This is a genomic window from Massilia sp. ZL223, from assembly GCF_018119395.1.
Lineage (GTDB): Bacteria > Pseudomonadota > Gammaproteobacteria > Burkholderiales > Burkholderiaceae_D > Telluria.
In genome coordinates, this window is the sequence record NZ_JAGPWD010000028.1 from 1 (window position 1) to 12,707 (window position 12,707).

The 12,707-nt window shown below is 64.5% G+C and carries 15 protein-coding genes; 10 read left to right on the forward strand and 5 right to left on the reverse strand.

Annotated elements, in window-relative coordinates; all coding sequences use genetic code 11:
- Positions 1-93 precede the first annotated feature (93 nt).
- Positions 94-1,035 carry a hydrogen peroxide-inducible genes activator gene (locus KBW95_RS16830; protein WP_211525312.1) on the reverse strand — a complete coding sequence of 314 codons (942 nt, stop codon included), beginning with the start codon at positions 1,033-1,035 and terminating at the stop codon, positions 94-96.
- Positions 1,036-1,168: 133 nt separating this feature from the next.
- Here KBW95_RS16830 and KBW95_RS16835 point away from each other — a divergent pair, with 133 nt between their 5' ends.
- Complete coding sequence (locus KBW95_RS16835) at positions 1,169-2,362, forward strand: PilT/PilU family type 4a pilus ATPase (RefSeq protein WP_211528811.1); 1,194 nt, start codon at positions 1,169-1,171, stop codon at positions 2,360-2,362.
- A gap of 13 nt (positions 2,363-2,375) precedes the next feature.
- The gene (gene rfaE2, locus KBW95_RS16840) at positions 2,376-2,849 is read left to right on the forward strand and encodes a D-glycero-beta-D-manno-heptose 1-phosphate adenylyltransferase (protein ID WP_211525314.1); all 474 of its coding nucleotides are present in this window, start codon (positions 2,376-2,378) and stop codon (positions 2,847-2,849) included.
- A gap of 5 nt (positions 2,850-2,854) precedes the next feature.
- Here the strand turns inward: rfaE2 and KBW95_RS16845 are convergent, their stop codons facing one another.
- The 3 genes from KBW95_RS16845 to KBW95_RS16855 all read right to left on the reverse strand — a co-directional run bounded on the left by KBW95_RS16845 (position 2,855) and on the right by KBW95_RS16855 (position 4,782).
- A complete protein-coding gene (locus KBW95_RS16845) occupies positions 2,855-3,415 on the reverse strand; it encodes a PEP-CTERM sorting domain-containing protein (RefSeq protein WP_211528812.1) in 561 nt (186 codons plus the stop codon).
- A 151-nt stretch (positions 3,416-3,566) separates the two neighbouring features.
- Positions 3,567-4,037 carry a tRNA (uridine(34)/cytosine(34)/5-carboxymethylaminomethyluridine(34)-2'-O)-methyltransferase TrmL gene (gene trmL, locus KBW95_RS16850; protein ID WP_211525316.1) on the reverse strand — a complete coding sequence of 157 codons (471 nt, stop codon included), beginning with the start codon at positions 4,035-4,037 and terminating at the stop codon, positions 3,567-3,569.
- A 22-nt stretch (positions 4,038-4,059) separates the two neighbouring features.
- The gene (locus KBW95_RS16855; RefSeq protein ID WP_211525386.1) at positions 4,060-4,782 is read right to left on the reverse strand and encodes a ComF family protein; all 723 of its coding nucleotides are present in this window, start codon (positions 4,780-4,782) and stop codon (positions 4,060-4,062) included.
- 70 nt (positions 4,783-4,852) lie between these two features.
- On the opposite strand from KBW95_RS16855, the gene KBW95_RS16860 reads away from it, so the two are divergent.
- The 6 genes from KBW95_RS16860 to KBW95_RS16885 all read left to right on the forward strand — a co-directional run bounded on the left by KBW95_RS16860 (position 4,853) and on the right by KBW95_RS16885 (position 10,850).
- A complete protein-coding gene (locus KBW95_RS16860; RefSeq protein ID WP_229429820.1) occupies positions 4,853-5,773 on the forward strand; it encodes a methyltransferase domain-containing protein in 921 nt (306 codons plus the stop codon).
- A 346-nt stretch (positions 5,774-6,119) separates the two neighbouring features.
- Positions 6,120-7,304, forward strand: a complete 1,185-nt coding sequence (gene coxB / locus KBW95_RS16865) for a cytochrome c oxidase subunit II (protein WP_211525317.1) — start codon at positions 6,120-6,122, stop codon at positions 7,302-7,304.
- A gap of 25 nt (positions 7,305-7,329) precedes the next feature.
- A complete protein-coding gene (ctaD, locus tag KBW95_RS16870; protein ID WP_211525318.1) occupies positions 7,330-8,925 on the forward strand; it encodes a cytochrome c oxidase subunit I in 1,596 nt (531 codons plus the stop codon).
- A 127-nt stretch (positions 8,926-9,052) separates the two neighbouring features.
- Complete coding sequence (locus KBW95_RS16875; RefSeq protein ID WP_211525319.1) at positions 9,053-9,622, forward strand: cytochrome c oxidase assembly protein; 570 nt, start codon at positions 9,053-9,055, stop codon at positions 9,620-9,622.
- Positions 9,623-9,676: 54 nt separating this feature from the next.
- Positions 9,677-9,841: a DUF2970 domain-containing protein gene (locus KBW95_RS16880; RefSeq protein ID WP_211525388.1), complete on the forward strand. Its 165-nt coding sequence runs from the start codon at positions 9,677-9,679 to the stop codon at positions 9,839-9,841.
- Between the two features lie 127 nt (positions 9,842-9,968).
- Positions 9,969-10,850 (forward strand): cytochrome c oxidase subunit 3, encoded by an 882-nt coding sequence (locus KBW95_RS16885; protein WP_211525320.1) that lies wholly within the window; start codon positions 9,969-9,971, stop codon positions 10,848-10,850.
- A gap of 248 nt (positions 10,851-11,098) precedes the next feature.
- Here KBW95_RS16885 and KBW95_RS16890 read toward each other — a convergent pair whose 3' ends face one another.
- A complete protein-coding gene (locus KBW95_RS16890) occupies positions 11,099-11,299 on the reverse strand; it encodes a twin transmembrane helix small protein (protein WP_211525321.1) in 201 nt (66 codons plus the stop codon).
- Between the two features lie 33 nt (positions 11,300-11,332).
- Here KBW95_RS16890 and KBW95_RS16895 point away from each other — a divergent pair, with 33 nt between their 5' ends.
- Together KBW95_RS16895 and KBW95_RS16900 are read left to right on the forward strand one after the other, a co-directional pair.
- Complete coding sequence (locus KBW95_RS16895; protein ID WP_211528813.1) at positions 11,333-12,073, forward strand: SURF1 family protein; 741 nt, start codon at positions 11,333-11,335, stop codon at positions 12,071-12,073.
- On the forward strand, positions 12,066-12,707 hold the full coding sequence (locus KBW95_RS16900) for an SCO family protein (protein WP_373888815.1): 642 nt from the start codon (positions 12,066-12,068) through the stop codon (positions 12,705-12,707). Before KBW95_RS16895 ends, KBW95_RS16900 begins: the two co-directional genes overlap by 8 nt.

Below are 12,707 nucleotides of genomic sequence, written 5' to 3' on the forward strand. Positions count from 1 at the left end.
CCCGCCCCCCCGCCCACCCCCCCCCCCCCCCCCCCCCCCCCCGGGGCGCGGGGGGGCCCGACGGTCTTTCAGCAGCGGGTTCTGCAGGCAGCGTCAAGCCGCCGCTTCGAACTCCACCAGCTCCACCCCCGGCAGCCTGCACTCGCCCACCGCGCGGATGATTGCGTCGATGGCCGCCCGCCGGGTGAAGCTCTTGCGCCAGGCAATCACCACGCGGCGCGAAGGCGCCGGCGCCGAGAAAGGCACATAGGTCAGCAGGCCGCTCTTGTCGTTCATGTCGGCCACCGAGGCGCGCGGCAGCACGGTCAGGCCGATGCCGCTGGCCACCATGTGGCGGATCGTCTCCAGCGACGAACCCTCGAAGGTGCGCTGCATGCCGTTGCCGCCCGCCGAGAAGCGGGCCATTTCCGGGCACACTTCCAGCACCTGGTCGCGGAAGCAGTGGCCCGCGCCCAGCAGCAGCATGGTTTCCAGCTTCAGGTCCTCGGCCGAGATCTCCTTGCGGCTGGCCCAGGGATGGCTGCGCGGCATCGCGACCACGAAAGGCTCGTCGTACAGCGGCTGCACCGACATCCCGTGGTCCGGCAGCGGCAGCGCCATGATGGCGGCGTCCAGCTCGCCCTGGCGCAGCATTTCCAGCAGCTTGTGGGTGTAGTTCTCCTGCAGCACCAGCGGCATCTGCGGCACGGTGTCGATCAGGTTCTTGACCAGGGGCGGCAGCAGGTAGGGGCCGATGGTGTAGATCACGCCCAGGCGCAGGGGACCGGCCAGCGGGTCCTTGTTCTGCTTGGCCAGTTCCTTGATCGCGGCGGTCTGCTCCAGCACGCGCTCGGCCTGGGCCACGATCTGGGCGCCCAGCGGCGTCACCGATACTTCCGAACCGCCACGCTCGAACAGCGTGACGCCCAGCTCGTCTTCCAGCTTCTTGATGGCGACAGACAGGGTCGGCTGGGCCACGAAACAGGCTTCCGCCGCGTGGCCGAAGTGTTTGGCGCGCGCCACGGCGACGATGTATTTCAGCTCGGTCAGTGTCATAGGCGTTTGGTCTTGGAAAGGCGCGCCGGCGGCTTGCGGCGGCCGGTCAGCCGTGAAATATTATTTTAACGGGAATCTTAGTCATATAATTGCCCGGCAGGCCGATTTTGCCTGTCTTTAGAGAAAGGCCCGCATGTCCTCGACCTTCGGCCCGGCGGAAGCCCAGGCTTATATCCACAAGTTGCTGACGGTGATGCATCACCAGGGCGGCTCCGACCTCTTCATCTCGGCAGACTTTCCTCCCAGCATGAAACACCAGGGCGCGATGAAGCCCCTGAGCCAGCAGCGCCTGAGCGGGGAGGTTACGCGCGCCCTGGCCATGTCGCTGATGAACGAGCGCCAGCGCGCCGAGTTCGAGGCCGAGATGGAATGCAATTTTGCCATCTCCCTGCCCGGGGTGTGCCGTTTTCGGGTGAATGTCTTCGTGCAGCAGCAGAGCGTGGGCATGGTGGTGCGCACCATCGCCTCGGAGATCCCGAATTTCGAAAAGCTCGACCTGCCGGAAGTGCTGAAGGACGTCGTCATGACCAAGCGCGGACTGGTGCTGGTGGTGGGCGGCACAGGTTCGGGCAAGTCGACCACCTTGGCGGCGATGATCGACTACCGCAACAGCAACTCGGCCGGCCACATCATCACGGTCGAAGACCCGGTCGAATACGTCCACAAAAACAAGAACTGCCTGGTCACCCACCGCGAGGTGGGCGTGGACACGCATTCCTGGCATAACGCGCTGAAGAACACCCTGCGCCAGGCGCCGGACGTGATCCTGATCGGCGAGATCCGCGACACCGAGACCATGGAACACGCGATCGCCTTTGCCGAGACCGGCCACCTGTGCCTGGGCACCCTGCATGCGAACAACGCCAACCAGACCCTGGACCGCATCATCAACTTCTTCCCGGAAGAGCGGCGCAACCAGCTCCTGATGGACTTGTCCTCGAACCTGCGCGCGGTGGTGTCGCAGCGCCTGATCCGCACCGAGGACGGAAAGGGCCGCAAGGCGGCCATCGAGATCCTGCTGAACACGCCGACGATCAGCGAGATGATCCTGAAAGGGAACTTCCAGACCATCAAGGAAATCATGCACAAGTCGCGCGAGCTCGGCATGTGCACCTTCGACCAGGCCTTGTTCGAGCTGTACAACAAGGGCTACATCGGCTACGACGAAGCGATCCGCAACGCCGATTCGGCCAACGGCCTGCGCCTGCAGATCAAGCTTTCGGGCGACCGCAAGGGCCCGGGCGACGGCGCGGGCGCCAAGGCGACCGAACTGTCGATGGCGATCGAGGAAGAAGCGGAAGACGAAGACGCTCCACCCCAAACCTGATTTTTCTATTTTTATGCCTGTATTCGAGAAGAAGATCTGCGCCCGTGCCGACCTGGCCGCGCGCGTAGCAAGCCTGCCGAAACCCGTGGTGCTGACCAACGGCGTGTTCGACATCCTGCACCGCGGCCACGTGACCTACCTCGCGCAGGCGCGCGAACTGGGCGCCTCCCTGGTGGTGGCGGTGAACACCGACGCCTCGGTCAAGCGCCTGGGCAAGGGCGACGACCGCCCGCACAACACCCTGCATGACCGCATGGCCGTGCTGGCGGCGCTGGAGTCGGTCAGCCTGGTGGTGGAGTTCGACGAGCAGACCGCCCTCGAGGTGGTGCAGGAAGCGCGCCCCGAGATCTATGCCAAGGGCGGCGATTACGTCATGAGCGAGATTCCCGAGGGGCAGGCGGTGCTGGCGTATGGTGGCCGCGCAGTGGCGATCGACTTCGAGCATGACCGCTCGACCACCAAGCTGGTGGCGAAAATCCGCGGCTGATCCGCCTATGCGGCGGCGCCACTCGCCTGGCGCCGCATGCGCCACGTCAGCCCCAGCAAGCCGATGCCCAGCATCGCCCAGGTGGCCGGCTCGGGCGCCTGCGAGATCATGGTCAGGCGGGTGTCGCTGGTCCAGTACAGATGGCGCTCGTGGGTGCCGCCCGGGTTGAAGTCGTAGGCGTAGTGCAGGTCGCCCGTCGTGATCAGGAGGCCGCCGCCCACCCAGCCTTCCGGATCGCTGCCGTAGCTGCCGACCGCGAAGCTCAAGCCCTCGTCCGGCGAGAACGAGAAGGCGGTGGCGCCGCAGGTATACCAGGCATTGCTGCCCGCCGCGCAGGCGATGTAGTCGGTCTCGCCGACCACCAGGGCCAGGAGTTCGTCTTTTTCCAGCAAGCCGTCGCCGTCCAGGTCATTGCCCTTGAACGAGCCGGTGATGGTTTCGTCGGTCAGGAAAACATCGGCTTCCTGGTCGTAGAAGCCGGCGAAGGAAAAGTCCCAGGAAACGGGATCGGCATGGGCGGCAGCGCAGCCGAGGAGCAGGGCGCCGGTGGTGAGCAACTTCTTCATGGGTACCTCGAACAGAACAGGGCGCCGGGGAAACGTGAATTGTGTCTGTCGCGTTTGTGAAAACGTGACATTCGCAAGCGTACTCCCGAACGGCTTAACTGTTGTGTTCGATGCTTATCTTTTGTCGCAGCTCTGCCACAGGGACAGGGCCTCAGGCGCCGCCGGCGTAGCCGTTCTGGCGCCAGGCCTCGTAGACGACGACGGCCACCGTGTTGGACAGGTTCAGGCTGCGGTTATCGGGCCGCATCGGCAGGCGGATGCGCTGCGCGGGCGGGAAGGTTTCGCGCAGGGCCGGGTCCAGGCCGCGCGATTCGGCGCCGAACACGAACACGTCGCCCGGCCGGAAGCTGGCGTCGGCGAAGGGGGAGGAGCCGTGGGTGGTCAGCGCGAACATGCGCGCCGGGTCCGGTTTGGCGTCCGCCAGGAAGGCGTCCCAGTTCTTGTGGACCTTCATGGTGGCGTAGTCGTGGTAATCCAGGCCGGCGCGGCGCATCTTGGCGTCGTCCAGCGGAAAGCCGAGCGGCTCGATCAGGTGCAGCTGCACGCCCGTATTGGCGCACAGGCGGATGACATTGCCGGTGTTCGGCGGGATTTCTGGTTCGACCAGGACGACGTGGAACAACGCATTCTCCTAACAACAATCTTCATGTGTGGGGCGGCGTCCTGGCGAAGACGAAATTCGTCACCCGCGCCGCGCCGGCCCGTTTCAATACGAACGCCAGTTCATCCAGCGTGTGCCCGCTCGTCATGACGTCGTCGACGACGCCCACGTGCCGGCCCGCTACCCGTTCTTCCAGCTCCATGGCGAAGGCGCCGCGCACATTGCGCTGCCGCTCGGCCGGTTCGACGCCCGACTGCGCCGCCGTTTCGACCACCCGCCGGGCCAGGCGCGGGACGCATTCCGCGTCCAGCAGGCGGGCCAGGGGACGCGCCACCTCCAGCGCCTGATTGTAGCCGCGCTCGGCCAGCCTGCGCGCACCCAGGGGTACCGGGCACAGCAGATCCGGGGCCGGCCAGGCCGCGCGCAGCGCCGCATCGTGCAGGGTGCGCGCCATCCAGGGCGCCAGCGCCAGCTGGGCGCCGAACTTCAATTGCAGCACCAGGGCGTCGAGCGGAGCGTCGTAGTCGCAGGCGGCCAGCGTGGCGTCGAAGGCGGGCGGCGCGGCCAGGCAGGCGCCGCAGGGCAGGGCGGCATCCAGGTCGCCGGCCGGATTGGCGCACACCGGGCAGCGCGGGCGGACCGTGACATAGGCGCCTTCGCAATCGCCGCAGACGGCGGCATCGCCGGCCGCGCCGCACAGCGCGCAGCTCGACGGCAGCAGCCAGCGCAACAGAGGGCTGGGCCAGCGCCGCCAGCAGGCGAGCATTCCTGTCATCGGCTGGATTCTCGATAAACGAGTAAACTCCCGCCATTATCTCATTTGTACGCTCTTCCCCATGGCTTCTCCTCAATCCCCGTCCAAGATGAGCGCGCCGATCGACCTGGCGCGCGTACGCGCGCTGTTCGCGCGTCCGGAACGCATCGCCCCGTCGGACTTCCTGCGCCGCGAAATCGCCCAGCGCATGCACGAGCGCCTGCAACTGGTGAAGATCGTCCCGAAACAGGTGCTGGACGCCGGCTGCGGCACCGGCGCCGACCTGGCCCTGCTGCAAAAGACCTATCCGGCGGCCCAGGTCCTGGGCCTGGACGCCGCCCCGGCCATGGCTTCCGCCGCCAGGGCGCCGGCCCCCAGCACCCGTTCGCTGAACCAGATGCTCAGCCGTTTCCTGCCCGCCAAGGCCGGCCTCGATATCCTGTGCGGCGACTTCGGCAAGCTGCCGCTGGGCCCGAACTCGCTCGACCTGCTGTGGTCCAACCTGGCGCTGCACTGGCATCCGCTGCCGGACCGCGTGTTCGCCGAGTGGCGCCGCGTGCTGCGCGTCGACGGGCTGCTGATGTTCTCGAACTTCGGCCCGGACACCTTCCACGAGCTGCGCACCGCCTTCGCCGCGCTGGACGACGCCCCGCATACGCTGCCCTTCGTGGATATGCACGATTTCGGCGACCAGCTGGTGGAAGCCGGTTTTTCGACGCCGGTGATGGACATGGAACGCATCACCGTCACCTACGACACGGTGGAGGCGCTGCTGGCCGACGTGCGCGCCCTGGGCGGCAACCCGCTCGACACGCGCCGCCGCGGCCTGATCGGGCGCGCGGCCTGGCGCAAGGTCGTGGACGCCTTCGAGGCGCAGCGCCGTCCGGACGGCAAGCTGGGACTGACATTCGAAGTCATCTACGGCCATGCTTTCCGCCCGGCGCCGCGCGCCACGGCCTCGGGGGAATCGATCGTCCGTTTCCACCCGCCGAAACCTCGTTAATTCAACATGCATACCACAGTCCGCGGATGCCCCGATTTTCCTTGAATAAAAATTAGCAATTTCAGTATAATCAATCGCTATTTTTCTCTTTCGGACCAGAATAACGCTGAAAAAAACAGCACTTCCGGGGAAAAAGTAGAACTGAATTGCAGCATCCGCAGAGAACGCCGGACCCTGCCAGCCTAGTGCTGGGCGGGCTCGGCGTGATGGTTTCCACCATTCCGCAGCGCAATTTCGCGGGACGACCCGGCAGCCCTCTGCGAACAACGTTCGGAGGCGGCGGCAGTTTGTTCTCGGAATTGCCGCCGTCTAAAAAATACATTTATTTTTTGGTGGTTGGGGACATATGACTTATGCATCGCGATTTGGGGCCATGCTGTTCGGCCTCGCTGTAACTGCCGGCATCCCTGCGTGGGCGGCACCGGAGATCACGGGCCGGCCGGTTGAGCACCAGTTGAACATGCAGCCCCCCGTGACCGGTGTCGGCGCCGACATCTACTCCCTGCACAACCTGATGATGATCATCTGCCTGGTCATCTTCGTGGGCGTGTTCGGCGTCATGTTCTATTCGGTGTTCAAGCACCGCAAATCCCTGGGCCACAAGCCCGCCACCTTCCACGAATCGACCGCCGTCGAAATCGCCTGGACCGTCGTTCCCTTCCTGATCGTCATCGGCATGGCCCTCCCGGCCACCAAGACCGTGGTGGCGCTGAAGGACACCTCGAATGCCGACATCACCATCAAGGCCACCGGCATGCAGTGGAAATGGGGCTACGACTACCTGAAGGGCGAAGGCGAGGGCATCTCCTTCCTGTCGAACCTGTCGACCCCGCGCGCCCAGATCGGCCTGCCGGGCGAAGCGCCCACCGAGGCGAAGGGCGAGAACTACCTCCTTGAGGTGGACAACGAAATGGTCGTCCCGGTGAACAAGAAGATCCGCATGGTCTTCACCGCCAACGACGTGATCCACGCCTGGACCATCCCGGCCTTCGCCATCAAGCAGGATGCGATTCCCGGCTTCGTGCGCGACGGCTGGTTCAAGGCCGAGAAGACCGGCGTCTACCGCGGCAACTGCGTCGAGCTGTGCGGCAAGGACCACGCCTTCATGCCGATCGTGGTGCGCGTCGTGACCGACGCCGAGTACACCGCCTGGGTCGACAAGAAGAAAAAGGACATGGCCGCCCTGGCGGACGATCCGAACAAGGTCTGGACCATCGATGAACTGAAGACCCGCGGCGAGCAGGTGTACAGCGCCAACTGCGTGGCCTGCCACCAGGCCAACGGCCAGGGCGTGCCGGGCGCGTTCGCGCCGCTGGTCGGCTCGGAAGTCGTGCTGGGCGCCAAGGGCCACCAGGTCGACGTCCTGCTGAACGGCCAGGATACGCCGAAGTACCCGGCCGCGATGCCGGCATGGAAGCAGCTGTCGGATACCGAGATCGCTGCCGTGATCACCTACACCCGCAATGCCTGGACCAACAAGGCCGCGGAAAACATCGTACAACCGGCCGAAATCCTGGCCGCACGTAAGTAAGCAAGATCGCTTCAGGGATATCGAAATGACTACCAGCACTATCGATCACGCACACGATCACGGCCACGACCACGCACACGACCATCCGCACGGTCTGCGCCGCTGGCTGTTCGCCACCAACCACAAGGACATCGGCACCCTGTACCTGTGGTTCTCCTTCATCATGCTGCTCTCGGGCGGCGTGCTGGCGCTGATGATCCGCACCGAGCTGTTCCAGCCCGGCCTGCAGTACTTCCGTCCGGAGTTCTTCAACCAGCTGACCACCATGCACGGCCTGGTGATGGTGTTCGGCGCGATCATGCCGGCCTTCGTCGGCTTCGCCAACTGGATGCTGCCGCTGCAGGTGGGCGCCTCGGACATGGCCTTCGCGCGCATGAACAACTTCTCGTTCTGGCTGCTGCCGCCGGCCGCGATCCTGCTGGCCGCGTCCTTCCTGGCCCCGGGCGGCGCCACCGCCGCAGGCTGGACCCTGTATGCGCCGCTGTCGACCCAGATGGGTATCGGCATGGACATGGCGATCTTCGCGATGCACATCATGGGCGCCTCGTCGATCATGGGTTCGATCAACATCATCGTCACCATCCTGAACATGCGCGCCCCTGGCATGACCCTGATGAAGATGCCGATGTTCTGCTGGACCTGGCTGATCACCGCCTTCCTGCTGATCGCCGTGATGCCGGTCCTGGCAGGCGCGATCACCATGACCCTGACCGACCGTCACTTCGGCACCTCGTTCTTCAACGCCGCCGGCGGCGGCGACCCGGTCATGTACCAGCACATCTTCTGGTTCTTCGGCCACCCCGAGGTCTACATCATGATCCTGCCGGCCTTCGGCATCGTGTCGCAGATCATCCCGGCCTTCGCACGCAAACCCTTGTTCGGCTACGCCTCGATGGTCTACGCGACCGCCTCGATCGCGATCCTGTCCTTCATCGTCTGGGCCCACCACATGTTCACCACCGGCATGCCGGTGACCTCGCAGCTGTTCTTCATGTACGCCACCATGCTCATCTCCGTGCCGACCGGCGTGAAGGTGTTCAACTGGGTCGCGACCATGTGGAAAGGCTCGATGACCTTCGAGACCCCGATGCTGTTCGCGGTCGGCTTCATCTTCGTGTTCACCATGGGCGGCTTTACCGGCCTGATCCTGGCGGTGACCCCGATCGACATCCAGGTGCACGACACCTATTACGTGGTGGCCCACTTCCACTACGTGCTGGTGGCGGGCTCGCTGTTCGCGCTGTTCGCGGGCTTCTACTACTGGGGTCCGAAGTGGACCGGCCACATGTATCCTGAGACCGCCGGCAAGATCCACTTCTGGCTGTCGCTGATCACCTTCAACGTGACCTTCTTCCCGATGCACTTCCTGGGCCTGGCCGGCATGCCGCGCCGCTATGCGGACTACGCCACCCAGTTCACGGACTTCAACATGATCGTGTCCATCGGCGCCTTCGGCTTCGGCCTGTCGCAGGTGTACTTCCTGTTCTTCGTGATCCTGCCGACCATCCGCGGCGGCAAGAAGGCGGATGCCAAGCCCTGGGAAGGCGCGGAAGGCCTGGAGTGGACCGTGCCGAGCCCGGCGCCGTTCCACACCTTCGAAACCCCGCCGCTGGTGAAGTAATCATGACCCAGGAAGTTCGCAAGCCGAGCAATCTGAAAACCGCCCTGGTGCTGGGCGGGATTGCGCTGTTCTTCTTCATCAGCGTGTTCGTCAAGTTCACGCTGCTGAGCTGAACCGGGAGCCGGGGATGAACCCGACCAACAGCCGCATCCGGCGCCTGAACCGCAGCACCCTGGGAAAACTGGTGGTGGTGGCGGTGATGATGTTCGGTTTCGGCTACGCGCTGGTGCCGATGTACCGCCAGATCTGCGAGGTGCTCGGCATTAACGTGCTGACCCAGAAGGACGGCTTCGTGGAGGCGCCGACGAACACCCAGGTCGACCGTTCGCGCCGCATCACGATCGAGCTGGACGGCAATGCGCAGGGGCCGTGGCGTTTCCGCCCGACCCAGCGCAGCATCGAGGTGCATCCGGGCGAGCTGACCACGGTCGTGTACGAGGTGGTCAACACGCAGGCGAGGGTGGTCAAGGCGCAGGCGATTCCGAGCTACGCGCCGCAGTCCGCCACGCCGCACTTCAAGAAGGTCGATTGCTTCTGCTTCCAGGAGCAGACCCTGAAGGCGAACGAGGCGCGCCAGATGCCGGTGGTGTTCTTCATCGATCCGGCGCTGCCGCGCGAAGTGAAGAACATCACGCTGTCGTACACGTTCTTCGAGATCGGCGGCATGAGCGGCGTGAAAACCGTGGCGGCGAAGTAAGGAGCAGGCGTGGACGAGAAACCGCACCAGCGCAAGGCCAGCTTCCTTGCCACGATGAAGGCAGTGTTCTGGTCCTTCTTCGGAGTGCGCAAGCGCCGCGACTATGAGAGCGATGCGGCGAACCTGAACCCGGTGCATGTCATCATCGCCGGGCTGATCGGAGCGGCGCTGTTCATCGGCCTGCTCCTGCTGGCGGTCAGGTTCGCGGTGTCGCAGTAAAGGAATCAAGGCGATCACGTTATGGGAACACGACCGATAACGCCTGAGTCGTCATCCCGGCGGAGGCCGGGATCCAAGTGATAAGAACTACCCGACAATTCAAAAGAGTTTGATTGAGGAGATAAAGATGAGTTCGCCAACGACTTCGCCAGTGGGTTCGCCGCACAGCGCACCTTACTACTACGTGCCTGGCCCATCGCGCTGGCCTATGCTTGCCGGCATTTCGATGCTGGTCACCATGGCCGGCGCCTCGGGCTGGGTCAACAGCCTGCCCTGGGGCCCGGCGGTCTGCCTGGTCGGCATCGTCGCCATGCTGATGGTGCTGTATTTCTGGTTCGGCGACGCCATCGGCGAATCCGAAGGCGGCATGTACAGCAAGCGCATCGACGTGTCCTATCGCTGGTCGATGAGCTGGTTCATTTTCTCCGAAGTGATGTTCTTCGGCGCTTTCTTCGGCGCGCTGTTCTACGCCCGTGCGGTGACCATGCCCTGGCTGTCGGACCTGGACCACAAGTTCATCTGGCCGGACTTCGCACCGGTCTGGGGCAACACCGGCCCGGCGGGCGTGGTGGACAACTTCCAGACCATGGGCCCGTTCCCGATCCCGACCATCAACACCGCGCTGCTGCTGCTGTCGGGCGTGACCCTGACCATCTCGCACCACGCGCTGCGCGCCGGCCACCGCTCGAAGACTGCGTTCTGGCTGTTCGCCACCATCCTGCTGGGCGCGATCTTCATGGGCTTCCAGGTCTATGAATACATGCACGCCTACCAGGAACTGAACCTGAAGCTCACCTCGGGCATCTACGGCTCGACCTTCTTCATGCTGACCGGTTTCCACGGCTTCCACGTGACCATGGGCGCGATCATGCTGTCGGTGATCCTGTACCGTGTGCTGAAAGGGCACTTCACGGCGGAGAATCACTTCGGTTTCGAAGGTGCGGCGTGGTACTGGCACTTCGTGGACGTGGTGTGGCTGGGCCTGTACGTGGTGGTGTACTGGCTGTAAGCGGTAAGGATTGAAATTGATGGGGACGGTCGTTGCTGGCCGTCCCTATTGTTTTCAGGCTGCGGGTGGTGGAAGCGGTAGAGGTTGGCGTGCAAACTTGGGTTCCGGCCTTCGCCGGAACGACGTGCTAAAGCAGCGTATCGAGGCTTAAGCCGTCAGTCCGCAGCCGAGAAACCGTCGCACGCGCCACTGGCGCCTACGACTCCCGGCGAAGGCCGGGACCCAAGTCGGCAGCGTACCGATACGGCTTAACGAATCCCCGTCGGCGCAATCCACCCCATCTTGTACGCAGCAAGCAGGCAAAGAAACAAGGTAATCGACAAGCCCACCCGCATCGCCAGCGCATTCACGGTGCGGTTGCTGCGGCCCTTGTCGCGCATCAGGAAGAACAGGGCCGACCCCAGGCTGGCAAGGATCAGGATGAAGGCGATGGCAACAAAGAGTTTCATGGGTGGCCCGGGAAAGGTTGAGGCACCATTGTAATGCGGATCGCCTTCCATTTTCGCCTCATTCCTTTCATTGCGGCACTGGTTGTCGCCGCCATCGGCATCCTGCTCGGCAACTGGCAGCAGGGCAGGGCGGCCCAGAAAACCGAGCTGCAGGCGCGCCTGGCGGCCCGTAGTGCCGAGCCACCGCTCGTGCTCGGTCCCGCCGCAGCTGCCGCGCCGTCCTCCGATACGGCCCAGCTGGAATTCCGCCGCATCCGCATGAGCGGCGAATTCGTCTCCAACTGGCCCGTCTTCCTTTCCAACCGCCCGATGAACGGCCAGCCCGGCTATGTCCTGGCCATGCCGTTTAAAATAGCGGGCGCCGGCACGCATGTGCTGGTGCTGCGCGGCTGGCTGCCGCGCCAGGCGGAATACGGCAAGCTGCCGCCGTTCTCCACGCCGGCGGGCCTGGTCACCGTGGAGGGCCAGGTGGTCGCCTCGGCCGGCAAGGTGATGGAGCTGGGTGGCGGGCAGGCGCTCAAGCCGGGCGAGCTGGTGCAGAACCTGGCGCCGCAGGACCTGGCGCGCGCCAGCGGACTGCCGCTCGCACCTTTCCTGGTGCAGCAGACGGCTCCCGCCGCACCAGGCGACAAGCTGGCGCGCGACTGGCCGCTGCCATCCAGCGGCATCGACAAGCATCGCGGCTACGCCTTCCAGTGGTATGCGCTGGCGGCCATGGCCATTCTCTTTTTTGTGATAACGGGATTTCGAAGTGGTTCAAAAAAACGTGATTGACTCCGGCGTGACCGATCCCGCCAAGGCACGCAGCGTCGGACGCTGGAAACTGCTCCTCGTGCTGTTCGTGTGCGCCTCGCCGCTGATCGCTTCCTACCTGACTTACTACGTCTTCAAGCCGGAAGGACGCACCAACTACGGCGCCATCCTCGATCCGCGCAACTACCCGATCCCCAAGCTGGCGTCGACCACGCTCGAGGGCCAGCCGCGCACGCTGGAACAGATGTCGGGCAAGTGGCTCATGGTCAGGGCCGGTGGCGGCGAATGTCATCAAGCCTGCCAGGAGCAGCTGCACGCCATGCGCCAGTGGCGCCTCATGCAGGGCAAGAACATGGACCGCATGCAGCGCGTCTGGCTCGTCCTCGACGACAAGCCCGTGGATACCGCGGCGCTGCGCCGCTACAAGGACGCCGAGGGCCAGGACGTCGACCTGCTCGAGGGTGTGACCTTGCTGCGCGCCCCGGCCGACGCGGTCGGCAAATGGCTGCCTGCCGAGTCCGGCACCGGCGCAAGCGACCACGTCTACCTGATCGACCCGCTCGGCAACCTGATGATGCGCTTCCCCAAGGACCCTGATACCCGCAAGGTCTACAAGGACCTCGCCAAACTGCTCAAGGCCTCGGCGATCGGATAA